This window comes from Methylobacterium sp. J-070 (genome assembly GCF_022829385.1).
Classification (GTDB): Bacteria; Pseudomonadota; Alphaproteobacteria; order Rhizobiales; family Beijerinckiaceae; genus Methylobacterium.
The window spans coordinates 1-21508 of sequence record NZ_JAKSXX010000073.1; the positions used below are offsets into that span (position 1 = coordinate 1).

General features: G+C 71.2%; 23 protein-coding genes and 2 pseudogenes. 19 read left to right on the top strand and 6 right to left on the bottom strand.

What is annotated here, in order from left to right; all coding sequences use genetic code 11:
- Positions 1-141 (top strand): fasciclin domain-containing protein (locus MKL01_RS05375; protein WP_243904274.1); only part of this gene is annotated, 141 nt, incomplete at its 5' end.
- A gap of 49 nt (positions 142-190) precedes the next feature.
- On the opposite strand, the gene MKL01_RS05380 is transcribed toward MKL01_RS05375, so the two are convergent.
- Both MKL01_RS05380 and MKL01_RS05385 read right to left on the bottom strand, forming a co-directional pair.
- Complete coding sequence (locus MKL01_RS05380) at positions 191-886, bottom strand: anti-sigma factor domain-containing protein (protein WP_243904190.1); 696 nt, start codon at positions 884-886, stop codon at positions 191-193.
- Entirely contained in the window at positions 883-1440 is a 558-nt protein-coding gene (locus tag MKL01_RS05385) for a sigma-70 family RNA polymerase sigma factor (protein ID WP_243904191.1), read from the bottom strand. Before MKL01_RS05385 ends, MKL01_RS05380 begins: the two co-directional genes overlap by 4 nt.
- Positions 1441-1611: 171 nt before the next feature.
- Here MKL01_RS05385 and MKL01_RS05390 point away from each other — a divergent pair, with 171 nt between their 5' ends.
- From MKL01_RS05390 to MKL01_RS05410, 5 genes and pseudogenes are all read left to right on the top strand, one after another.
- Positions 1612-2007 (top strand): heme utilization protein, encoded by a 396-nt coding sequence (locus MKL01_RS05390; RefSeq protein WP_243904192.1) that lies wholly within the window; start codon positions 1612-1614, stop codon positions 2005-2007.
- A 173-nt stretch (positions 2008-2180) separates the two neighbouring features.
- Positions 2181-2444, top strand: a pseudogene (locus tag MKL01_RS05395) (IS5/IS1182 family transposase); the annotation flags it as partial.
- A gap of 6 nt (positions 2445-2450) precedes the next feature.
- Positions 2451-2659, top strand: a pseudogene (locus tag MKL01_RS05400) (cytochrome b); the annotation flags it as partial.
- Positions 2660-2663: 4 nt separating this feature from the next.
- On the top strand, positions 2664-3359 hold the full coding sequence (locus MKL01_RS05405) for a VIT family protein (protein ID WP_243904193.1): 696 nt from the start codon (positions 2664-2666) through the stop codon (positions 3357-3359).
- 178 nt (positions 3360-3537) lie between these two features.
- Positions 3538-3921 carry a hypothetical protein gene (locus tag MKL01_RS05410; protein ID WP_243904194.1) on the top strand — a complete coding sequence of 128 codons (384 nt, stop codon included), beginning with the start codon at positions 3538-3540 and terminating at the stop codon, positions 3919-3921.
- 44 nt (positions 3922-3965) lie between these two features.
- On the opposite strand, the gene MKL01_RS05415 is transcribed toward MKL01_RS05410, so the two are convergent.
- Positions 3966-4679 (bottom strand): DUF6065 family protein, encoded by a 714-nt coding sequence (locus MKL01_RS05415; RefSeq protein WP_243904195.1) that lies wholly within the window; start codon positions 4677-4679, stop codon positions 3966-3968.
- Between the two features lie 354 nt (positions 4680-5033).
- Here MKL01_RS05415 and MKL01_RS05420 point away from each other — a divergent pair, with 354 nt between their 5' ends.
- Positions 5034-5555, top strand: a complete 522-nt coding sequence (locus tag MKL01_RS05420) for a DUF1993 family protein (RefSeq protein ID WP_243904196.1) — start codon at positions 5034-5036, stop codon at positions 5553-5555.
- Between the two features lie 90 nt (positions 5556-5645).
- On the opposite strand, the gene MKL01_RS05425 is transcribed toward MKL01_RS05420, so the two are convergent.
- Together MKL01_RS05425 and MKL01_RS05430 are read right to left on the bottom strand one after the other, a co-directional pair.
- A complete protein-coding gene (locus tag MKL01_RS05425; protein WP_243904197.1) occupies positions 5646-6431 on the bottom strand; it encodes a hypothetical protein in 786 nt (261 codons plus the stop codon).
- Between the two features lie 70 nt (positions 6432-6501).
- Complete coding sequence (locus MKL01_RS05430) at positions 6502-7350, bottom strand: MurR/RpiR family transcriptional regulator (protein WP_243904198.1); 849 nt, start codon at positions 7348-7350, stop codon at positions 6502-6504.
- Positions 7351-7499: 149 nt separating this feature from the next.
- Between MKL01_RS05430 and MKL01_RS05435 the strand changes: the two genes are divergently transcribed.
- Genes MKL01_RS05435 through MKL01_RS05455 form a run of 5 tightly spaced genes read left to right on the top strand, consistent with a single transcriptional unit; the run spans position 7500 to position 13663 of the window.
- Complete coding sequence (locus tag MKL01_RS05435; RefSeq protein ID WP_243904199.1) at positions 7500-8264, top strand: hypothetical protein; 765 nt, start codon at positions 7500-7502, stop codon at positions 8262-8264.
- A gap of 9 nt (positions 8265-8273) precedes the next feature.
- Positions 8274-8486 carry a hypothetical protein gene (locus tag MKL01_RS05440; protein ID WP_243904200.1) on the top strand — a complete coding sequence of 71 codons (213 nt, stop codon included), beginning with the start codon at positions 8274-8276 and terminating at the stop codon, positions 8484-8486.
- A gap of 59 nt (positions 8487-8545) precedes the next feature.
- On the top strand, positions 8546-9739 hold the full coding sequence (locus MKL01_RS05445) for an efflux RND transporter periplasmic adaptor subunit (RefSeq protein WP_243904201.1): 1194 nt from the start codon (positions 8546-8548) through the stop codon (positions 9737-9739).
- A complete protein-coding gene (locus MKL01_RS05450) occupies positions 9736-12843 on the top strand; it encodes an efflux RND transporter permease subunit (RefSeq protein ID WP_243904202.1) in 3108 nt (1035 codons plus the stop codon). The genes MKL01_RS05445 and MKL01_RS05450 overlap by 4 nt, the downstream gene beginning before the upstream one ends.
- A gap of 43 nt (positions 12844-12886) precedes the next feature.
- Positions 12887-13663, top strand: a complete 777-nt coding sequence (locus MKL01_RS05455; RefSeq protein ID WP_243904203.1) for a hypothetical protein — start codon at positions 12887-12889, stop codon at positions 13661-13663.
- Between the two features lie 361 nt (positions 13664-14024).
- Here MKL01_RS05455 and MKL01_RS05460 read toward each other — a convergent pair whose 3' ends face one another.
- Positions 14025-15464, bottom strand: coding sequence for a PLP-dependent aminotransferase family protein (locus MKL01_RS05460; protein WP_243904204.1), 1440 nt, complete (start codon positions 15462-15464; stop codon positions 14025-14027).
- 354 nt (positions 15465-15818) lie between these two features.
- On the opposite strand from MKL01_RS05460, the gene MKL01_RS05465 reads away from it, so the two are divergent.
- The 7 genes from MKL01_RS05465 to MKL01_RS05495 all read left to right on the top strand — a co-directional run bounded on the left by MKL01_RS05465 (position 15819) and on the right by MKL01_RS05495 (position 21482).
- Positions 15819-16301 (top strand): MSMEG_0572/Sll0783 family nitrogen starvation response protein, encoded by a 483-nt coding sequence (locus MKL01_RS05465; RefSeq protein ID WP_058191264.1) that lies wholly within the window; start codon positions 15819-15821, stop codon positions 16299-16301.
- Between the two features lie 64 nt (positions 16302-16365).
- Positions 16366-17442 (top strand): Nit6803 family nitrilase, encoded by a 1077-nt coding sequence (locus tag MKL01_RS05470; RefSeq protein WP_243904205.1) that lies wholly within the window; start codon positions 16366-16368, stop codon positions 17440-17442.
- Positions 17396-18499 carry an MSMEG_0568 family radical SAM protein gene (locus MKL01_RS05475; protein ID WP_243904275.1) on the top strand — a complete coding sequence of 368 codons (1104 nt, stop codon included), beginning with the start codon at positions 17396-17398 and terminating at the stop codon, positions 18497-18499. Before MKL01_RS05470 ends, MKL01_RS05475 begins: the two co-directional genes overlap by 47 nt.
- Positions 18496-19041: an MSMEG_0567/Sll0786 family nitrogen starvation N-acetyltransferase gene (locus tag MKL01_RS05480; RefSeq protein WP_243904206.1), complete on the top strand. Its 546-nt coding sequence runs from the start codon at positions 18496-18498 to the stop codon at positions 19039-19041. Before MKL01_RS05475 ends, MKL01_RS05480 begins: the two co-directional genes overlap by 4 nt.
- Positions 19041-20036: a sll0787 family AIR synthase-like protein gene (locus MKL01_RS05485; protein ID WP_243904276.1), complete on the top strand. Its 996-nt coding sequence runs from the start codon at positions 19041-19043 to the stop codon at positions 20034-20036. Before MKL01_RS05480 ends, MKL01_RS05485 begins: the two co-directional genes overlap by 1 nt.
- Entirely contained in the window at positions 20033-21208 is a 1176-nt protein-coding gene (locus MKL01_RS05490; protein WP_243904207.1) for an MSMEG_0565 family glycosyltransferase, read from the top strand. The genes MKL01_RS05485 and MKL01_RS05490 overlap by 4 nt, the downstream gene beginning before the upstream one ends.
- A complete protein-coding gene (locus MKL01_RS05495) occupies positions 21201-21482 on the top strand; it encodes an MSMEG_0570 family nitrogen starvation response protein (protein WP_243904208.1) in 282 nt (93 codons plus the stop codon). The genes MKL01_RS05490 and MKL01_RS05495 overlap by 8 nt, the downstream gene beginning before the upstream one ends.
- Positions 21483-21508 lie beyond the last annotated feature (26 nt).

Consider the following 21508-nt stretch of genomic DNA (forward strand, 5'->3'; position numbering starts at 1 on the left):
GGCGAGCCGCTCGGCGTCTCGGCGCAGGGCAAGAAGGTCTACGTGACCGACGTGAAGGGCAACACCGCCACGGTGACGATCCCGAACGTCATGCAGTCGAACGGCGTCATCCACGTGGTCAACGGCGTGATGATGCCCTGAGGACGAACGCGGCGCGTATCCCGACCGGCACGCGCCGCACCGTCCGACCCTATTCGGGGATGAGCTTGCCCGAGTAGATCACCGGTCCGGTCGGTTGCCCGGTCGGAGAGCCGCCGGGCGGCTCGACCGAGACCGCGATCGCCCCGTCCGGCGAAGCCCCGGCCGGGAGTGCCACCCGGCTGGAGGCCGCCTCCACGAGACCGATCGACTTCGGCCCTCCGGCGCCGACATACCAGAGTTCCAGGGCCCGGCCCTCGGGCGTCTCGGCACCGACCGGCCTGACCTGCGCCGTGCCGGTGCGGGTGTCGACGCGCACGATCAGCGCCGGGAGCGTACCGCCGCCCTGCACCACCGCGAGGTAGCGGCCGCCCTCCTGGCCCGGCCGCAGCCCCACCCCCACGAACAACGCGAGACCGGCCGCCAGCAACCCGGCTCCGGCGGACACGATCCGCCATCGCCGCACCTGCCGACGCAAGGCGGCGAGCTGGTCCGGCTCGGCCGGGACAGCACCGGGCAGCGACCGCAGCAACGCCGCCCGCACGCGCGGTGCCGGCGACGCCGGCGGGATGGCATCGAGCAACGGCGCCAGCCGCCGCTCCCAGGCCCGCACCCGGCTCGCCGTGCCGGGATCGACGGCGATCGCCCGGTCCATCTCCGCCCGCTCGCTCGCGTCGAGGGTACCCAGCACGTACTCGGCCGCCCGGAGATCGGGATCCGGGGCCGGCTCGCCGCCGCCGCCGCTCACGACACCGTCTCCAGGCAGGATTTCAGTGCCGCGAGGGCGCGATGCAGCCAGGTCTTGATCGTGTTGACCGGGCGGTCGAAGCGCTGCGCCAATTCCTCGCGCGAGTAACCCTCACAGTATGCCAGCACCACGCAGTCCCGGTGCATCGGCTCCAGGCGATTGAGACAGGTGCTGAGCGCGTCCCGATCCATGAACGCCGTCGCGTCGTCGTGTGGATCCATCAGCCTCGCCACCCAGTCCTCGCTGTCATCCTCCGCAGGCCGCTGAACCTCGGTCGCACCTCTCCGGCGCAGACTGTCGATGGCCCGATTGCGCGCGATGGCGCACAGCCACGGAAGCGGGCGCCCCGCTGCGGGATCGTAGCTTCCGGCCGCCTGCCAGACCCGCAGGTACGCGTCCTGCAGGACGTCCTCGGCCAAGCCTCGATCCCTCTGGATACGCAGGATGACGCCGAAGAGTTTCGGGCTGGTCAGGTCGTAGAACCGGGCGAGCGCCGCGGCATCGCCGCGGCCGACCTCGGCGAGCAGCCCGCGCAGTTTATCGTCGTCGGCCAATCCCAGCACTCAGCTTCTCTGTGCGGCTGCCCAGGATGCCTCGTACCGGTCCAGACCCGGTTTTCAAACTGTCGTCCGGCCGGAGCGCGCGTCGGGCGGCGTCTGAAACTTTTAAGCCGACGCCTCCGTTCTTCGGGGGCGTGGTCAACCCCGGCGGCGCGACCGTCGGAGATGTTCGTGGCACGTACCCCGCCCGTAATCCTTGTTGCCGCCCTCGCGGCAGGCCTTCTCGGCCCGGCAGAGGCTGCGACCAAGAAGGTGCGCGTCCCGAACCAGTACGACGGCTCGTGGACCATCGTCGCCGCGACGACGGAGGGCCCATGCGCGGCCAGCACGCGCTATCAGGTGCAGATCCGGAACAGCGACGCCTCGATCCCCGGGGAAGAGGTCGATATCGACGGCGGTGTCTCGGCCGGGGGTGTCGTGCAGGCGATCATCACCCAAGGCTCGAACAAGGTGCCGATCGCCGGCAACCTGACCGCGAGCGGCGGCGGCAGTGGGACATGGCGCACGTCGGGTGGCTTGGTGGAGTGCAGCGGCAGCTGGAGCGCCAAGCGGGCAGGCTGACGTATCCCGCCGCCCGATCCGATCACGGGCTGGCGGCGCGCGATGCGGTTTTCGCGCGGCCGGGGCCGGGACCGCGGGACAGCCCCGTGCGGCGGTGTCGGGAGGGCATGGACGCCCTCGGACCCATCGACCTCCGGGCGGTGCGAGACTGGCGCAGCTTCAGGACGCGCGAGGACGCCAGGGGGCCACGGCTCGGCCTGAGGCCGAGCGGGGCCACCGCCCACGACAGCCGTATGCCGGCGGCCGGCCCGCGTTGCGTTGACGGGCGCGCGCAGCGGTCGCAGCCGCACGCCGCGCATCGCGGCCTCCAGAGCAGCGTGCAACGCGGCCCCTGCCGCTGGATCGTGCGGCGCACGCGGCTGGCATGGCTGGCCCGCTTCCGCCGGCTCACCAACCGCTCGGAACGACGCGCCGACCTCCACGTCGCCTTCGCCACGGGCACCATCGCCAACGCCTTCGTGCGCGGCGCCTCCATGGGTCCGATCAGCCGTCGCAGGTCGGCGACCCGGCGTGGCGCCGGCCCCCGACGCAATGGCACGCACTCGCCGCCAACATCCCGATGGCGCCGGCCCTGTTCCAGGGCGCCGCGCGCGTCCACCATTCCCTCTGGCACGACGCGGTCCTGCGCCGCATGCTGCCCTGGAAAGGCTGACCCCATGCGCCCCGTCCACGCCGAGAGGCACCTCATCGACCGGATCGGCTGGCTGCGCGCGGCCGTGCTCGGCGCGAACGACGGCCTCGTCTCCACGGCGAGCCTGATCGTGGGCGTGGCGGCCTCCGCCGCCAACACCGGCGAGGTCCTGATCGCCGGCAGCGCCGGCCTCGTGGCGGGCGCGATGTCGATGGCGGCCGGCGAGTACGTGTCGGTGAGTTCCCAGGCCGACACCGAGCGAGCCGACCTCGCCCGCGAGCGGCGCGAACTCGCCGACGACCCCGCGGCAGAGAAGGAGGAGTTGGCGCGGATCTACGTCGACCGCGGCCTCGACCACGCTCTCGCCCTCACGGTCGCCGAGCGACTCATGTCCAAGGACGCGCTCGCCGCCCATGCCCGGGACGAGCTCGGCATCTCGGAGGTCACGGCGGCGCGCCCGGTCCAGGCGGCGCTGACCTCGGCGGCGACCTTCTCGGCCGGGGCGGCCCTGCCGCTGGCGGCCGCGGCGCTCTCGCCGGGCCACCTCGCGGTCTACACCGTGTCCGGAGCCTCGCTGGTGTTCCTGGCGGTGCTCGGGGCGCTCGGCGCAAAGGCAGGGGGCGCCCCGATCGCACGGGCCACGGCCCGCGTCACCGTTTGGGGCGTGCTGGCGATGGCCGTCACCGCCGGCATCGGGAGCCTCGTCGGCAAGGCCGTCTGACTCCGGCTCGGGCCGTGGCCGGGCATCTTCGGCGCATCGTGGCGCTCATGCCGGAGATGTGATGGTCCGGCCGGCGTCAGGCCGGAACGGCTCTCCGATGCCTGGTGTTTCCGGCGGCGCTTTTGTCCACGACCCCTCCGGGATTGTGGGCCGCGCCGGTGAAGGAAGGATCCCGTCGATGGACAAGACAGTCGCTGGCCTGATCGGGGCCGTCACCCTGCTGGCGGCCGCCGATCCGGCGCAAGCCGCGATGCCGGCCCCGATCGGCCTCGCGGTGGCCATGCAGGCCGAGAGCTACGCCGACCTGCTCAAGCCCATCCCGGATGCGGTGGCACTCCTCAGGGAGTCCGACGCGGCCGCGGCCAAGGCCGAGCTACTGCCGCCGGCATCCGAGGGCGAGGCGACCGTCCAGGAGGCCCAGTACTACTATCACCACCATCACCACCACCACCGGTTCTTCCGGCCGTTCTACCACCATCACCATCATCATCACCGGTACTTCCGGCGGTACCATCACCATCACCACCATCACCACGGCTACTATCGGCCCTACGGGTATTGAGCAGCCTGCGGCAGGGCGGGACGCCGGTCCCGCCCTGCCGCGCCTCAGCTGGGGCTCTTCGCGGCGCCCAGGATGCGCCTGTAGGTGCCGTCGAACACGGTGTCGGTCGCCGAGGTCCATTGCGTGTCCGCCGACAGGGTGTGGCGGCTCGCGTAGATGCGCCGGGACTGCAACTCGCGCTCGGCGGCCTCCGCCTCGGACATGGGCACGAGCTCGAAATCGGCCTCGGCTGGGACGACGGTGACCTGCATGAAGGGCTCGCCCTTCCGGAAGACGTGGGTGCGGCCCTCGTCGGGGGTCTTGAACACCATGAAATACATCATCGGCCACCAGTGCCGCAGGAGCGCAGGCACGGCGACCGGCACGGTTCCGGTCCGGTCGGTGTAGAAGCGCGGATGGGTCTCGGTCTTGATCGCCCACCCGTCCTCGACCTTCAGGTCGATGAGGATCTGGTAGGTGTAGTAGGCGTCGCCGAAGCTCCGGAACGGCGGCCATTGCAGGCCCGGCTCGGGGGGCTCGCCGAGGTCGCCCTCGAAGACCGGCTTCCCATCCCGGGTGCTGACCCGCAACTCGGCATCGTAGGGATAGAACAGCTCGATCCCGCCCTTCGCCGCCTCCGAGAAGGGGATGCAGTGCCAGGCGTATTCCTGCGAGCCGTCCACCCGGGGCTCGGGATTGCCCGCCCAGCCGGGGATCTCCAGGCGCGTCCGCCGGGGGCGCAGCCCCGGCTCGATCAGCCTGACCTTCACCTGTCGCATGCGTCGTCTTTCCCCCGCCGTCGCTTCGCAACGCGAAGGTCGAGGAGACGGTTCGGCGCGACGCACCACCTTGTGATGGGCCGGTGGCGTCATGGCGGGACCGGGACATCCCGCGGGGACGCCCCGACCCCAGGCATGCGGTTCCCGACGCCGACGACGTGGCAACCGAGGCGGGTCACCGCCTCCTCGACCCTTCACGCCGTGCCCGGCTTACCGACCCTGCGGGCGTCGTCGTCGGAGCCTCTTCGGCCGCCCCGCGACGCGCGGGCGGGGCGCATCGGCCCGGGAACGCGCCGTCACGCGGTGTGCGCTTCGTCACCGCGCCCAAGGGGGCCGGTGCCGTAGCGACCCGGGATGAGCATCAGCCTTCACGACGTCAGCGTCCCGATCTTCGTCAACGGGCTGCGCAACATGAGCGCGTGGCTCGACAAGGCGGCCTCGGAGAAGCCGGAGGCCGCCTTGCTCCTCGGCCGCCTCGCCCCCGACATGAGGCCGTTGCCGGCGCAGTATCAGATGGCATCCGACAGCGCCAAGAACGCGGTGGCGCGGCTCGCCGGGATCGAAGCGCCCGCGATGCCGGATGTCGAGGCCAGCTTCGCCGAACTCAAGGAGCGCTGCGCCAGGACCATCGCGTTCGTCGAGGGCGTCGATCCGGCCGCCCTGGCCCCGGCCGCAGAGCGTGAGGTCGAACTGAAGTTCCCGAACGGCATGGGATACCGTTTCACCGGGCAGGCCTATCTCACGGGCTTCGCGCTTCCGAACTTCTTCTTCCACGTCACCACCGCCTACGCGATCCTGCGCGGCGCCGGGGTGACCCTGGGCAAGCCGGACTTCCTCCAGCATCTCGGTCCGCCGAACATCCAGGGTGCGAAGTAGGCGAACCTTTCGAGCGGCGGCCCGGCCCGGTCCCAGGCGTATGCCGGCCGGGAGCCGGGGCAACCGCGACCGATTGACGGCGAACCGGGCTCACGCGCGGGATGAGCCGGCTCCGGCGACGGGATGGCGCCCCGCCCGCTGCGGGACGAGCAAGACGCAGGCGACCATCACGGCGGCGAGCACGGCCGAGATGGTCAGGTCGCTGAGCGCCAGACCGCCCTGGGCGGCCGGCTTGTCGAGCGAGTTGGCGACCGTCGCGCCCAGCGGCCGCGTCAGGATGAAGGCCGCCCAGAACAGCGCGGTGCGCGAGACCGTCGTGCGGACATACAGGACGGCGATGACCGCCAGGACGCCGCCGATCAGCAGGGCGCTGCCGTTGTAGCCGAGCGGCGTGTCGTCGGCCATCCAGTCGCCCAGGGCGGTGCCGAGCGTCTGCGAGACCGTGATCGTCAGCCAGTAGAAGCCCTCGACCCTCGGATTCGCGACGGTCTCGACGGCCACCGTCCCCTCCGACCGGTACCAGAGGCCCAGCGAGGCGAGCACCAGCGCGAACAGGGTCAGCGACCCGCCGAGATAGCCGATGCCCAGGGACCGGTCGAAGAAGTCGGCCAGGGTCGTGCCCGCCAGCGTCGTCGCCGTGATGACGGCCCAGTACAGGTAGGGGTGGAAGCGTCTGGCCCGGATCTGGGCCGCCACCGCCACGACGAGGCATGTCGCGAAGATCAGCGTGCCGACGAGGTACCCCAATCCGAGCGTCAGGGTGACGGCGTTGCCGCCGACCTCGCCCAGGGTGGTGGCGACGATCTTGATCGTCCAGAACGCCAGCGTGATCTCCGGGACCTTGCTCGTCTCGGTCACCATCCTGTCTTCGGGCATGGATTTGAATTCCCTGAGGGGCGACGGGGCCTGGAGCGGGATCCCTTCGACGGGCGCACCGCAGGGTCCTTCACGGACCGACGAGCTTCCGCAGCCGGTCGAGGTCGGCCAGTTGCTGGAGGGCGTTGTCGCGGTCGGCCGCGGCGAGGCCGAGGATGACCGCCTCCAGGGCGATCAGCGTCGTGGCGTGGAGCGCGACCTGGTTGGCGCGGCCGCGCCGGGCCAGGAGCACGACCGTGGCTTGCCGGGCCAGCGCGCTGTCCTGCGTGTCGGTCACCAGGACCACCCGCAGGCCCAGGCGGCGCGCCTCGGCCATGACGGCCTGAACCTCCCGGTAGGGCTGGCCGTAGGCGAGCAGCAGGACCGCGTCGTCGGCCCGCAGGCCGAGCAGTTGATCGGCGAGCGACCACCCCGTGGCGTCGAGGAGGAAGCTGCGCCGCCCGGATCGGGTCAGCTGGAAGGCGAGATACCGAGCGAGGTGCGCGGAGGGCCCGATCCCGAACACCCCGATGCGCGCCGCCGGGTGGAGGGCCGTGATGGCCGCCAGGATGGCGGTCCGACCGGCCTCCGTCCGCAGCGCCTCCATCCCCTCGCGATGGGCATCCAGGACCGCGTCGATGGCCTGACCCGCGTCGTCGCCGACCTCCGCGAGGGTGCGGCCCATATCGGCCGCCGGCGTTCGCCGGTCGTCGAGGCCCGCGGCCAGCGCCTGCTTGAGATCCGGCAGGCCGTCGAACCCGAGCGCCTGGACCGCACGGATCACCGTGGCGTCCGAAGTCCCGAGTTGCGCCGCGATCTGGGCGGCCGAGCTGGCCAGGACCGTCGCGCGGTTCCGGTCGAGGTAGCTCGCGACGCGGGCCGCCGCCGGGGACAGCGACGGCGTCAGGCGTCTGACGGTGCTGCGGAAATCATCGGTCACGGTTCTGCCCCCCGCCGCCGAAGCGCCGTCGGAAACACCCGGCGCTTGTAGCATAAAAATCAAATTTCTTGACAATGGTAGTGTTAGCTACAATTTTGCCGCCGGGCAACCCGCTGCGGCGCGGCCGGTCGGCTGGAGGACAGGCGCGGATGACGGTCGACTGGGTGCATGCATGGCCGACCGCCCTGGCGGCCTTCCTGGCCTCGGCGGTGGAGTTCGTCGAAGCGCTGACCGTGGTGTTGGCGGTCGGTGCGATGCGCGGCTGGCGGGGTGCCCTGACCGGCACCGCCGCCGCGCTCGTCGCCCTCCTGACGGTCGTCCTGCTCTTCGGCCCTCTGCTGACCCGCATCCCGCTCCAGGCCGTCCAACTGATCGTCGGTAGCTTGCTGCTGCTGTTCGGCCTCCGGTGGCTGCGCAAGGCGATCCTGCGGGCGGCCGGGGTGATCCCGCTCCACGATGAGACCGCGGCCTACGCCCGGGAGACCGGCAGCCTGCGGGCGGCCGGTCCGGCCGGCGGAGTCTGGGATGCGGTCGCGATCGCCACGGCCTTCAAGATCACCCTGCTCGAAGGCCTGGAGGTCGTGTTCATCGTCATCGCCGTGGGCGCGGGCGGCGTCGGCCTCCTGGTCCCGGCCGGCCTCGGAGCCGCGGCGGCGCTCCTGGTGGTGGCCGCGCTCGGGATCGTCCTGCACCGGCCCCTGGCGATGGTGCCGGAGAACGCGCTCAAGTTCTCGGTCGGGGTGCTGCTCGCCGCGTTCGGGACATTCTGGGTCGGCGAGGGTCTCCGCCTGGTCTGGCCCGGCGGCGACTGGTCGATCCCCGGGCTCACGCTCGCATACCTGCTCGTCGCCGCGCTCGCCGTCCCGCTCGGCCGGCGACGTGCGGCGGCGGCTCCGACCCTGGCCGTCCGCTAGGCGCCGCCCATGAACGCCCTCTCGACCATCCTTCGCGAACTCGTCGGCCTGGTCGTCGACGACGTCGGGTTCGCGGCCGCCATCGTCGGCTGGATCATCCTGGCGGGGTCGCTCTCCGCCTTCCTCCGGCCGCCGAGCCCCTGGGTCGCCATCCTGCTCGTCGCCGGGCTCGGCGCGATCCTCCTGGACAGCGTCCTCCGGCGCGCGGGCGCGACCCGATGACCCGGGAACGGCCCGCCCTGCCCCACCGGCCGACGGATCCGTCCCATGGCCCGACGGAGATGCCCGGATCCACGCGGGTCCGCCGGCCCGGTCGGGGGAAGCTCGCCGTCGTGGCCCTCGCCCTGTGCGCGGTCGGGGGTGCCGTCGCCTACCATGGAGCGTCGCCGCCACCGTCCTCCGGCCCCCAGGCCGCGGAGCCCGCGCCCGTCCCCGTGGTGACGGCCCCGGTGCGGACCCAGGACGTGCCCCTGACCCTGAGGGGCGTCGGAACCGTGAATGCCCTGAACGTCGCGACCATCCGCAGCCAGGTCACCGGATACCTGCAGAGCGCCGACTTCAAGGAAGGCCAGTTCGTCCGGCGCGGCGACGTGCTCGCCCGGATCGACCCGCGCATCTACCAGGCCCGCCTCGAACAGGCGCAGGCTCAGCTCGCCAAGGATCAGGCGCTCCTCGCCAACCAGAAGACCAACCTCGCCCGCAACGAGCCCCTCCTGCAGAAGGGCTTCGCCACGGACCAGCAGGTCGTGAGCGAGCGCGCGCAGATCGCGCAGAGCGAGAGCGCCCTGAAGGGCGATCAGGCCGCCATCGACTACGCGCAGACCGAGCTCGACTTCGCGACGCTGCGGGCCCCGTTCGACGGGGTGACCGGCATCCGCCGCGTCGACATCGGAAACATCATCAACCCGACCGACCCCGCCGGCATCGTCGTCCTGACCCAGGTCCAGCCGATCAGCGTGCTCTTCACGCTCCCGACGAGCGACATCGCGGCCGTGCAGGCCGCCCTGACGCGCGGCCCGGTCGCGGCAACCGCCTACGACCAGTCCGGCGACAGGATGCTCGATGCCGGCACCCTGCTGCTGATCAACAACCAGGCCGACCCCAGATCGGGGACCGTGCAGTTGAAGGCGGTCTTCCCGAACGCCGAGCGCCAGCTCTGGGCGGGCAGCTTCGTGAACGTCGCGGTGACGACGTCCGTCGAGACGGCGGCGCTGACGGTGCCGACCAACGCCCTGCAGCTCAACGACAGGGGCCAGTTCGTCTACGTGGTGGGAGCCGACGACACGGTCTCGGTGCGGCCGGTCAGGATCCGGCAGCGCACCCGCGGCGTCGCCCTGATCTCGGAGGGCCTGAAGTCCGGCGAGACCGTCGTCGTCCAGGGCCAGTACCGGCTGAAGCCCGGCACCCGGATCACGCCCGCGCCTCCCGACCAAGTGCCCGACACCTCCACGGCCACGGCGGGGATGCTGCCATGACCCTCTCCGCGGGCTTCATCCGGCGGCCCATCGCCACCGGCCTGCTCATGCTCGCGGTCGTGGTGCTCGGCGCGATCAGCTACACCCTCCTGCCGGTCGCCGCCCTCCCGAACGTCGACTCGCCGACCGTCCAGGTCACGGCCCAGCTGCCGGGCGCCGACCCGAAGACCGTCGCCGCCTCGGTGGCCACCCAGCTCGAACGCCAGTTCGGCCAGATCCCCGGGCTGACCCAGATGACGTCGAGCAGCGGCACGGGCTTCACCCAGATCTCGCTGCAGTTCGACCGGAGCCGCACCATCGACTCGGTCGCCTCCGACGTGCAGGCGGCCATCAACGCCACCCAGGGACAGTTGCCGGCGGCGCTCCTGAACCCGCCCACCTACCGCAAGACCAACCCGGCCGACGTCCCGATCCTGCTGATCGCCATGTCGTCGGACGTGTTCCCGATCACGACCGTCAGCGACTACGCCTCCTCGCTCATGGCCCAGAAGATCTCGCAGGTCCCGGGCGTGGGCCTCGTCGGCGTCGGCGGACTGCAGAGCCCGGCGATCCGCATCCAGGTCAATCCGGCCCAGCTCGCGGCCGAGAACCTCGATTTCGAGACGGTGCGCACCGCCCTCGCGAACCTGACGGTGCTGCAGCCCAAGGGGCAGCTCTACGGAAGCCAGCAGGCCGTGGCCCTGCAGAGCAACGACCAGCTGATGACCGCCGCCGGCTTCGAGGACGCCATCGTCGCCTACCGCGACGGCGCGCCGATCCGGGTCCGCGACATCGGCCGCGCGGTCAAGGCCCCCCAGGACGTCACCCTGGCGGGCTGGGTCGGCGAGAAGCCGGCCGTGGCGCTCGCCGTGCAGCGGGCGCCCGGGGCCAACGTCATCGCCACGGTGGCGGCGATCAAGAAGGCGCTGCCGCAGCTCCAGGCCTCGCTGCCGCCGGGCATCGACGTGAAGATCGCCTCGGACCGGACCCAGACCATCCAGGCCAGCGTCGCGGACGTGCAGGTCACCCTGCTCCTGACCATCGCGCTCGTGGTCGGCGTCATCGCGCTGTTCCTGCGCAGGCTCTGGGCGACCGTGATCCCCGCGGTCTCGGTGCCGATCTCGCTGATCGGCACCTTCGCGGTGATGTACGGGCTGGGCTACAGCCTCGACAACCTGTCGCTGATGGCGCTCACCATCGCCATCGGCTTCGTGGTCGACGACGCCATCGTCATGGTCGAGAACATCGTCCGCCACATCGAGGCGGGCGCCACGCCGATGCAGGCGGCCCTCGACGGGGCCGGCGAGATCGGCTTCACGATCCTGTCGATCTCCATCTCCCTCGTCGCGGTCTTCATCCCCCTGTTCCTGATGGGCGGCGTCGTCGGGCTGATGTTCCGCGAGTTCGCCGTGACCGTCGCGGTCTCGATCCTCGTGTCGGTGGTCGTGTCGCTGACGCTCACGCCGATGATGTGCGCCAGGCTCCTGCCGGGTCGCGAGACGAGGCCGCCCGGGCGCGTCTCGCGCGGGCTGGAGAGCGTCTTCGACTGGCTCACCGCACGCTACGACGACGGGCTCAAGGTCGCCCTGCGCCACCGCGCCCTCACCCTGCTGGTCTTCTTCGGCACCATCGCGCTGACGGGCTACCTGTTCTGGACGATCCCGAAGGGCTTCTTCCCGCAGCAGGACACGGGCCTGATCATCGGCATCAGCGAAGCGGCGCAGGACGTCTCGCCCGAGGGGATGAAGCAGCGCCAGCAGGCCATCCTCGGGATCATCACCAAGGACCCGGCCGTGGCCGACGTAGCCGGCTACATCGGCCCGGGCGGCCCGACCGTGACCGAGAACAACGGCCGCGTGTTCATCAGCCTGAAGCCGAGCGCGCAGCGCGACGTCACGGCCGATCAGGTCATCGCGCGGCTCTCGAAGGCGCTCGATCAGGTCCAGGGCATGAAGGTCTACATGCAGGCCGCCCAGGACATCACCATCGGCGCCGTCGTCTCGAAGACCCAGTACCAGTTCACGATGACCGACATCGACCTGGAGGAGCTCAACCATTACGGGCCCAGGCTGCTCGAAGCGCTGCAGAAGCTGCCCGAGCTGACCGCGGTCGCCAGCGACCAGCAATCGTCCGCGCGCATGCTCGACGTCGTGGTCGACCGCACGGCTGCCGCGCGCCTCGGCATCGACCCGGCCACCGTCGACAACACCCTCTACGATGCGTTCGGCCAGCGTCACGTGGCGCGGATCTACGCGCCGCTGAACTACTACTACGTCATCCTGGAGGTGGACCCGCACGACCAGCTCGGGCCCAACGCCCTGCAGCGGATCTACGTCCGCTCCCAGGACAACACCGCGGTGCCCCTGAGCCAGATCGCCAAGGTCGAGACCGGCACGATGCCGGCGGTGATCAACCACCAGGGCCAGTTCCCCTCCGTCACCCTGAGCTTCAACCTGGCGCCGGGGGCGACCATCGGGGCCGCCGTCGCGGCCGTGCAGAAGGCGGCCGCCGATCTGCACATGCCGTCCTCCGTGGCCACCGCGTTCCAGGGCAACGCCCAGGCTTTCCAGACCTCCCTCGGCTCGACGCCGCCGCTGATCCTGGCGGCTCTGTTCGCCGTCTACGTGATCCTGGGCGTGCTCTACGAGAGCACGATCCACCCCCTGACCATCCTGTCGACGCTGCCCTCGGCCGGGCTGGGGGCGCTCGCGACGCTGATGCTGGTGGGGCGGCCGCTCGACATGATCGGCATCATCGGGATCATCCTGCTCATCGGCATCGTCAAGAAGAACGGCATCATGCTGGTCGACGTCGCCATCGTGGCCGAGCGCGAGGGCGACAAGTCGCCCGAGGCGGCGATCCACGAGGCCTGCCTGCTGCGCTTCCGCCCGATCCTGATGACGACGCTGTGCGCGCTGCTGGGCGGCGTGCCGCTGATGCTCGGCACCGGCACCGGCTCGGAGATCCGCCAGCCCCTCGGCTACGCCATCGTCGGCGGCCTGGCGGTCAGCCAGGTGCTGACGCTGTTCACCACGCCGGTCGTCTACCTCGCCATGGACAGGCTGAGCGCGATGCTCGCCCGGCGACGTCCAGGCCGCCCGCCCCATGCCGCCGAAGCGCGATGAGCCCTCATCGCCCGGCCGCTATCGCCTGGAAGGAGCGCAGACGATGAGCGAGACCCGCGACCGCACTTTGAGCAAGGTGCCCGCAGTCACCCTCGGGTTCTGGATCATCAAGGTCCTCGCCACCACCCTCGGCGAGACCGGCGGCGACACCGTCACGATGACCCTGGGCTGGGGCTATCTGGCGGGCACCGCCCTGTTCGCCGCTCTGCTCGTCGCCCTCGTCGTCGCCCAGATCCTGTCGCGCCGGTTCAACCCGGTCCTATACTGGGCGACCATCATCGCCTCGACGACCTTCGGGACCACCATGGCGGACTTCGCCGACCGCTCGCTCGGGATCGGCTACACCGGCGGCGCCACGCTCCTGCTCGCCTGCCTCGCGGCGGTCCTCGGGCTCTGGTACGCGTCGGAGCGCACGATCGCGGTCGACACGGTCTCCACGCCCCGCGTGGAGGCGTTCTACTGGGCGGCCATCACGTTTTCGCAGACGCTCGGCACGGCGCTCGGCGACTGGCTCGCCGATACCGGGGGCCTCGGCTACGACGGCGGCGCCCTCGTCTTCGGCGCGGCCCTCTTGGTCGTCGTGATCCTGTACTACCGGACGGACGTCTCGCGGGTGCTGCTGTTCTGGGCGGCCTTCATCCTCACGCGTCCCCTCGGGGCGACGGTGGGCGACTTCCTCGACAAGCCCGTGGCCGAAGGCGGACTGAACCTCAGCCGCCCCCTGGCGTCGGCCGTCCTGGCGGCCCTCATCGTCGCCGCCGTCCTCCTGTTGCCCCAGCGCGCCGGCACGCATCCGACGGCGCGGGACGCCCGCCCGTGAGGTGAACGCTGCGGGCACCGGACGAGCAGGCTCCCCGGACCCCGCGCCACCGAAGCCGCGCGGCCCTCCGGACGACGAAGGCCGGTGCGTGCGAGGATCACCGCGGGATCGGGGTGACGTCGAACCTTTGTCTGGCTGCGCACTTCTGGGATGCCCCCGCGTGCTAAGGGGCGCCGGTCTCGCGGACCGGTTTGCATGAATCCTCGACGGCGGGTCCGATTCCGCCGGCCTGCTCCTGGGCAGACATCCTGCTGACGGCCAGATCCGGCCGATCGCGAGCAGACCGTCCCCGCCTGCACGGCCGTCCACCCGGAAGGCCTCGACCGCGCGGGCGCTTTGACCGGCACCCGGCCCGGACGGTTCAGATGTAGGCTGAGGCGAGGGCCGGCGAGCCTTCGAGCACGTGGGCGAGCACCTCCAGTCCGTGCGTGATCTGCTGCCGGGTCGAGGGGCCGCCGAGACAGAGGCGGACCGCCTCCGGCGGAGTCCCCGCGACGCAGAAAGGGTCGCTGGCGATGACGCCGAGCCCGGCCGACCGACCCTGGCTGGCGAAGGCCGAGCGCGTCCAGCCCTCCGGCAGCGTGATCCAGAGATGGAAGGCGTGCGGATCGGCGGTGTAGGTCCCGGGGGGAAGGATCGCGGTCGCGATGCGCTGGCGCGCGGCCGATTCCGCGCGGACGAACTGCACGACGGCCTCCGCGGTGCCATCCGTGATCCACCGCGTCGCCAGGGCCGTCGCGATCGGCGAGGCCATGACCGTGGCGGCGCGCAGGGCGCCGCCCAGCGGCAGGGCGGAACGGGCGCTCGGGGCGACCAGGAAGGCGAGGCGCAGTCCGGCGCCCAGGCACTTGGCGAGACCCGCCACATAGTAGGTGATCTCCGGCGCGAGTTCCGCAAAACTCGGCGGCGGGGTCGGGCAGATGCGCGCGTAGGCGTCGTCCTCGATGATGGCGACGGCGTATCGCCGCGCAACCGCGATGATGGCCTCGCGCCGCGTCCTGGGCAGGGTCGCGGTGGTGGGGTTCTGCAGCAGCGGGTTCAGATAGATGGCCTTCGGTGCCACTCGGGTGCAGGCCGCGGCGAAGGCATCGGGGTCGACCCCGTAGCGGTCCATTGGCAGATCGACGAGGCGCAGGCGTAGGTGCGCCGCGAGGGCGCGGATGCCGGGATAGGTGATCCGCTCGGCACAGATCGTGTCGCCCGCCCGGGCGACCTGCCCCAGTATGCTGAACAGCGCGCTGTGCGCGCCCGGGCAGATCAGCAGGCGCTCCCGGGAGGTGACGACCCCGCGGCCTCTCAGCCAGCGCAGAGCCGCTTCCTTGTCCTCCTCCGTGCCGCCGAAGCCCTGGTAGCGCAGCAGGTTGGTGAGATCGCCGGACAGTTCCGCGAACGAGGCCTGCATGCGGGCCTGCAGGGCCGGCGTGTCGGGCTCGGGGGGCAGGTTCATGGTGAAGTCGACCGGACCGATCCGACGTTCGGCCGCGGCACCGGTCGAACGGGGCGGCCGAGCCGGATCGACCACGAAGGTCCCCTGGCCGACGCGCCCCTCGATCAGCCCACGCTTGTGGGCCTCGACGTAGCCGCGCGAAACGGTCGTGAAGTTCAGGTCGAGCGCCTCGGCGAGGGCGCGCTGGGTCGGTAGGCGCGTCCCCGCCGTCAGACGCCCGGTCCGGATGTCCTCCGCCAACGCCTCCGCGATGGCGAGGTAATGGGGCTTGCCCCATCGCTTCAGATCCGGCGCCCAAGTCCTAGCCGATCCAGTCTGCCGGTTCGGTCGTTCGTCTCGCTCTGGCGAAGTCATTCGTCGCGGCCCGGATCACGATGCAATCAATGCTCGATTGTATGGCTAGCAATAGCTGTACCGCGATCGCCTCCGGCAGCGCTCGCCGAACGCTCCATACAATGCCGGCAATCGGCGATCGTCGAACCTGTATGTCCTGAGCAGCAAGCAGGCAGTCGTTGCGCGTGGATTGAGCGAGCTGATGCCCAACTCACGCTCATATTCGCCGTGATTGATCGGTTTATTGTATGGATACTGGATCGGCGCATTGATGGCTTATTGATCGTCGCGGTTTGGCACACCGCTTGCCCTGGATGACCTGTGACCGCCGGAAGCTCCGGCTGCTGTGGTCCCATCCATCGAGGAGAGAGATCAATGCCTGCCGTCAATCGCGAGCCCCACAAGAAGGGCGACTTCCTGGTCGACTACGAGGAGAAGGTCTTCGAGGACGTGAAGGCCGAGCCGGGCCAGAAGGCGCTGGTCACCTTCCACACCGTCGCGTTCGAGGGCTCCATCGGCCTCGTCAACCTGCTCCAGGCCACGCGCCTGCAGCGCAAGGGCTTCGAGACCTCGATCCTCCTCTACGGACCCGGGATCACGCTGGGCGTCCAGCGCGGCTTCCCGCGGCTCGGCGACGAGGCGTTTCCGGGACACCTCAACTTCAACAACCAGCTCGAGAAGTTCATGGCCGAGGGCGGCAAGGTCTACGCCTGCCGGTTCTCGACCCAGGCCCTCTACGGCCACGGCGAGGCGGCCTTCATCGAGGGCATCCGCATGATCAACCCCCTCGACGTCCTCGACTGCATCCTCCTGCACAAGCGCGACAACGCGGTGATCATCGACACCTGGACCGTCTGACGCCCGCGCAGCGCATCCGGCGGTCGCCCCCGACGCGGCCGCCGTCACCGCCGGAGGATCATCCATGTCAGAGAACCGGATCGTGCGGGCCGCCGCCGTCCAGATCGCGCCGGATCTCGACCGGCCGGAGGGGACGCTGGAGCGGGTGCTCAATGCCATCGACGAGGCCGCCGCCAAGGGCGCGCGCTTCATGGTCTTCCCCGAGACCTTCGTGCCCTACTATCCCTACTTCTCCTTCGTGCTGCCGCCGGCGATGCAGGGCGCCGAGCACCTGCGGCTCTACGAGCGCGCGGTGGCCGTGCCGGGACCGGTGACGCAGGCCGTCTCGGCCGCCGCGCGCCGCCACGGCGCCGTGATCGTGCTGGGGGTGAACGAGCGCGACCACGGCTCGCTCTACAACGCGCAGCTGATCTTCGATGCCGACGGCAGCCTGAAGCTCAAGCGCCGCAAGATCACCCCGACCTACCACGAGCGCATGATCTGGGGTCAGGGCGACGGCGCCGGCCTCGCCGTGGTCGAGACGGCGGTCGGCCGCGTCGGGGCGCTGGCCTGCTGGGAGCACTACAACCCGCTCGCCCGCTACGCCCTCATGGCGCGCCACGAGGAGATCCACGCGGCGCAGTTCCCGGGCTCGCTGGTCGGCCAGATCTTCGCCGACCAGATGGAGGTGACGATCCGCCACCACGCCCTTGAGGCGGCCTGCTTCGTGGTCAACGCCACCGGCTGGCTCACCGATGCGCAGGTGGCGCAGGTCTGCCCGGACGAGCGCCTGCGCGGCGCCTGCCGCGGCGGCAACTGCACCGCCATCGTCTCGCCCGAGGGCAGGCACCTCGCCGAGCCGCTGGGCGCCGGCGAGGGCCTCCTGATCGCCGACATGGACCTCGCGCTCGTGACCAAGCGCAAGCGGATGATGGACTCGGTCGGCCACTACGCGCGCCCCGAACTCCTCAGCCTGCTCCACGACGACCGTCCGGCCCCGTTCGTGCACCAGCCGATCCGTTCCCAGACCGATTTCCGGAGCCTCGACCATGAGCAGTTCTCCGCGTCCGACGAGCCTTCCCTCGGGTCCGCCGGTCGGGGCGGCCCTGGTGGGGATGCCGACGGAGCGCCTGATCAACGCGTTGCAGTCCTACGGCGTTAGGCTTGCCGACAGCCGCGCCGGGGCGCCGAGCCGCCGCGGCGGGGCGGGCCCCTCCGACCACAAGGCCATGACCATCGCGGGCCGCACCGTGATGGTGCCGGTCCACACCGAGGCCGCCTTCGATTCCCCCTTCCTGGTTCGCCGCCCGGACGCCAACGGGGTCTCGGTGATCGAGCATGACGGCGCGGTGATCGGTCGGGCGACCTTCCCGGGCAAGCCGCGCTTCTACGCGCTCTCGACCTTCGACGGCGTGCCCTATTCGAAGATCGCCGTGCTGCACGGGCAGGACGTGCTCGCCACCACCGTCCTCCAGACCTGCATCCGCTACGCGAGCCGCACCAAGACCTGCCAGTTCTGCTCCATCGGCCAGTCGCTCGCCGCCGGTCGCACCGTCGCGCACAAGACGCCGGAGCAACTCGCCGAGGTCGCCCGGGCGGCCGTGCTCCTCGACGGCGTCAAGCACATGGTCATGACGACGGGCACCCCGAACGCCACCGACCGGGGCGCCGCAATCCTGTGCGAGAGCGCCTTCGCGGTCAAAGCCGCGGTCGACCTGCCGATCCAGGCGCAGTGCGAGCCGCCGGAGGACGACCGCTGGTTCGAGCGGATGAAGGCGTCGGGCATCGATGCCCTCGGCATGCACCTGGAGACCGTCACGCCCGAGGTCCGGGCCCGGATCATGCCCGGCAAGGCGAGCGTGCCGCTGGAGCGCTACTATGCGGCCTTCGAGGCCGCCGTACCGGTCTTCGGCCGGGGCCAGGTCTCGACCTACATCCTGGCCGGCCTCGGCGACGCGCCGGCGGCGATCCTGGCGATGGCCGGGCGCCTGATCGGGATGGGCGTCTATCCCTTCGTGGTGCCGTTCGTGCCGATCTCCGGCACTCCGCTGGAGAGCCATCCGGCGCCGAGCCCCGACTTCATGCACGCCATCCTCAAACCCCTCGCGGACATGCTGGTCGGCGCGAACCTGCGCGCGACGGACATCAAGGCGGGCTGCGGTCGCTGCGGCGCCTGCTCGGCGCTCTCCACCTACGAGCGCGCGGGGGCGGCCTCATGATCCTGGAACCCGTGCCGCCGTACCGGCCGAGCCACTTCCGCATCAAGTTCGCCACGAGCCCGTGGGAGCGGACCGCCTGCGCGGCCCTGCGCCGCCAGGTCTTCTGCACGGAGCAGCGCATCTTCGCCGATGACGACCGGGACGCCGTCGACGCGCACGCCATCCCGATCTGCGCCCTCTCGACCCTCGGCGGCGAGGCCGACGCCGTGGTCGGCACCGTGCGCATCCACGAAGAGCAGGAGCGTCCCGGCGCGTGGTGGGGCTCGCGCTTGGCCGTCGCCGGACCGTTCCGCGGCACCGCCGCACTGGGAGCCGGGCTCATCCAGGTCGCGGTCGCCTCGGCCCACGCGCGGGGCTGCACCCGGTTCCTCGCCCATGTGCAGGACCGGAACGTCGCGCTGTTCCAGGCCCTGCACTGGACGCGCCTCGACGCGGTCGACCTGCACGGGCGGCCGCATCACCTGATGCAGGCGGACCTCGCGGCCTACCCGCCGATGCACGATCCCGAGCACGGGCTCGTCACGTTCCGCAGGGCCGCGTGATGAATGCGGGCCTCGACCTCCAGGCCCTGGCCGGCCAGATCCGTGACGCGCGCGGCGTCGCGCACAAGCGCGACATCGATGCCGTGGTCGAGCGCCTCGGACTGAGCAGCCGGCGCGCCGCGGTGCCGGTCGGCGACGATTGTGCCGCCCTGCCGGATGGCGACGGCCACCTGCTGTTCGCCATCGAGGGCTTCCTCGACAGCTTCGTCGCGGCCGACCCGTATTTCGCCGGCTATTGCGGGATCATGGTCAATCTCAGCGACATCGCCGCCATGGGCGGGCGGGCGCTCGCCGTGGTCGACGCCCTGTGGAGCCGGGATGCCGCGGCGGCAGACCCGATCCTGGCCGGCCTCTCCGACGCTGCGGCGCTCTACGGCGTCCCGATCGTCGGCGGTCACACCAATACCCGGGCCGATGCGGGCAACCTCGCGGTCGCCGTGCTCGGCCGGGCCGGCCCGCGCCTGCTCACGAGCTTCGACGCGGCGCCCGGCGACGACCTCGTCGCAGCAATCGACCTCCGCGGACGCTTCCGCGATCCGTACCCGTACTGGGACGCCTCCACCGGCGCGCCGGGCGAGCGCCTGCGCGGTGACCTCGCGCTGCTGCCGGGCCTCGCGGAGGACGGTCTGGCCTGCGCCGCCAAGGACATCAGCATGGCGGGCGTCGTCGGCACGGCGCTGATGCTGCTGGAATGCTCCAACGTCGGCGGTGTGATCGACCTCGACGCGATCCCGCGGCCGGCCGACGTGCCCCTCGCCCGCTGGCTCACCGCCTTCCCGAGCTTCGGCTACCTGCTGAGCGTGCCCCCGGATCGCACCCGAGCCGTCCGCGCGCGGTTCGCCGAACGGGACATCGCGGTCGCCACCGTGGGTAAGCTCGACGCGAGCCGGGTCGCCCGGGTGCGCGATGCCGCCGGGGACGAGGCCGTCGTCTGGGACTTCACGGTCGGCCCGCTGATCGGCTGTGGCCGGGACGGAATCGGTGCCGTCCCATGACGGCCCTGCGCATCGCCATCCTGACCCACTCCACGAACCCGCGCGGCGGCGTCGCCCATTGCCTCGCGCTGGCCGAGGCCCTGTGCGCCCTCGGGCATGAGGCGGTGGTCCACGCCTCCGATCCGTCCGGGCGCGGCTTCTATCGGGCCGCCGCCTGCCCGACGGTGTCGGTGGCAGCAGAGCCGGTCGCCGGCACGACGGTCGACCTCGTGCGGGCGCGCATCGACGATTACCTGCGCCACTTCGCGTCGCCCGCCGCCCGTGACTTCGACGTCTTTCACGCCCATTGCGGCATCGGCGGCAATGCCCTCGCGACGCTCAAGCATCGCCGCCTGATCCCCGGCTTCGTGCGCACCGTCCACCACGTCGATCGCTTCTCCGACCCGGTGCTCGCGGACTGGCAGGATCGCTCCATCCGCGAGGCCACGCGCCTCCTCTCTGTCAGCCGCGCCTGGGCCGACCGGATCGCGGACGATCTCGGTACGGCGGTCGGCGTCGTCGGCAACGGCGTGGACCTGTCGATCTACCGGGAGGCGCCGACCGAAGCCGACGCGATCGTGCGGGCGCGCTGGGGCATCGGGGGCGGACCGGTCGTCCTGAGCGTCGGCGGATTCGAGGAGCGCAAGAACACGGCCGGGATCATCGAGGCCTTCGCGCTCCTGCGTCGACGCCACCGCCACGCGCAACTCGTGATCGTGGGCGGCGCATCGCTCCTCGATCACGCATCGTATCGCGCCCGCTGCCACGCCGCGCTGAGCGCACACGGGCTCGCGGTCGGGCGCGGCGCGGCGGTTATCGAGACCGGACCGGTCTCGCAGGCGGAGATGCCGGCCTTCTATCGGATGGCGGACGGTCTCGCCTTTCCCTCCTGGACGGAGGGCTTCGGGCTCTGCGTGCTGGAGGCGATGGCCTGCGGCACCCCGGCGATCGTCTCCCGCCGGCCGCCCTTCACCGAGTACCTCCGGAGCGACGATGCCCTCTTCGTCGATCCTGGCGATCCCCGGGACATCGCCGACGCCATGACGGCCGCCCTGGCACCGACGACGCGCGCGGCCCTGCGGGCGGCCGGTTCGACCCGGGCCGCCGCGCATTCCTGGCGCGCCTGCGCCGGGCGTCACCTCGATACCTACGCGGCCTGCGCCCGCGTCGAACGGGAGCCGATCCATGCCTGAGATGCACTTCCACATCCGCTGGCCCGATGGCCGTCGCGAGGCCTGCTACTCGCCCTCCCTCGTCGTGAAGGATTTCCTCGCTGTCGGCGAGAGCTACGCCCTCGACGACTTCGTCGACAAGACCCGCACGGCCCTCAACATCGCGAGCGAGCGGGTGCGCGAGAAGTACGGCTTCGCGTGCTCGTCGGCGATGGCCCAGCTCGCCCGGATCGAGACCGCGGCGAAGCGGCAGGCCCCGGGCGGCCTCGTCACGGTCGAGACCTTCGAGACCTGAACCCGGCGCCTCCCCTCGGACCCTCG

Bases quoted from the DNA above. Each gene is read 5' to 3' on its own strand.
- MKL01_RS05390 (WP_243904192.1), top strand. From the start codon at position 1,612: ATGTTCGTGGCACGTACCCCGCCCGTAATCCTTGTTGCCGCCCTCGCG.
- MKL01_RS05405 (WP_243904193.1), top strand. From the start codon at position 2,664: ATGCGCCCCGTCCACGCCGAGAGGCACCTCATCGACCGGATCGGCTGG.
- MKL01_RS05410 (WP_243904194.1), top strand. From the start codon at position 3,538: ATGGACAAGACAGTCGCTGGCCTGATCGGGGCCGTCACCCTGCTGGCG.
- MKL01_RS05415 (WP_243904195.1), bottom strand. From the start codon at position 4,679: ATGCGACAGGTGAAGGTCAGGCTGATCGAGCCGGGGCTGCGCCCCCGG.
- MKL01_RS05420 (WP_243904196.1), top strand. From the start codon at position 5,034: ATGAGCATCAGCCTTCACGACGTCAGCGTCCCGATCTTCGTCAACGGG.
- MKL01_RS05425 (WP_243904197.1), bottom strand. From the start codon at position 6,431: ATGCCCGAAGACAGGATGGTGACCGAGACGAGCAAGGTCCCGGAGATC.
- MKL01_RS05435 (WP_243904199.1), top strand. From the start codon at position 7,500: ATGACGGTCGACTGGGTGCATGCATGGCCGACCGCCCTGGCGGCCTTC.
- MKL01_RS05440 (WP_243904200.1), top strand. From the start codon at position 8,274: ATGAACGCCCTCTCGACCATCCTTCGCGAACTCGTCGGCCTGGTCGTC.
- MKL01_RS05445 (WP_243904201.1), top strand. From the start codon at position 8,546: ATGCCCGGATCCACGCGGGTCCGCCGGCCCGGTCGGGGGAAGCTCGCC.
- MKL01_RS05450 (WP_243904202.1), top strand. From the start codon at position 9,736: ATGACCCTCTCCGCGGGCTTCATCCGGCGGCCCATCGCCACCGGCCTG.
- MKL01_RS05455 (WP_243904203.1), top strand. From the start codon at position 12,887: ATGAGCGAGACCCGCGACCGCACTTTGAGCAAGGTGCCCGCAGTCACC.
- MKL01_RS05460 (WP_243904204.1), bottom strand. From the start codon at position 15,464: ATGACTTCGCCAGAGCGAGACGAACGACCGAACCGGCAGACTGGATCG.
- MKL01_RS05465 (WP_058191264.1), top strand. From the start codon at position 15,819: ATGCCTGCCGTCAATCGCGAGCCCCACAAGAAGGGCGACTTCCTGGTC.
- MKL01_RS05470 (WP_243904205.1), top strand. From the start codon at position 16,366: ATGTCAGAGAACCGGATCGTGCGGGCCGCCGCCGTCCAGATCGCGCCG.
- MKL01_RS05475 (WP_243904275.1), top strand. From the start codon at position 17,396: ATGCCGACGGAGCGCCTGATCAACGCGTTGCAGTCCTACGGCGTTAGG.
- MKL01_RS05480 (WP_243904206.1), top strand. From the start codon at position 18,496: ATGATCCTGGAACCCGTGCCGCCGTACCGGCCGAGCCACTTCCGCATC.
- MKL01_RS05485 (WP_243904276.1), top strand. From the start codon at position 19,041: ATGAATGCGGGCCTCGACCTCCAGGCCCTGGCCGGCCAGATCCGTGAC.
- MKL01_RS05490 (WP_243904207.1), top strand. From the start codon at position 20,033: ATGACGGCCCTGCGCATCGCCATCCTGACCCACTCCACGAACCCGCGC.
- MKL01_RS05495 (WP_243904208.1), top strand. From the start codon at position 21,201: ATGCCTGAGATGCACTTCCACATCCGCTGGCCCGATGGCCGTCGCGAG.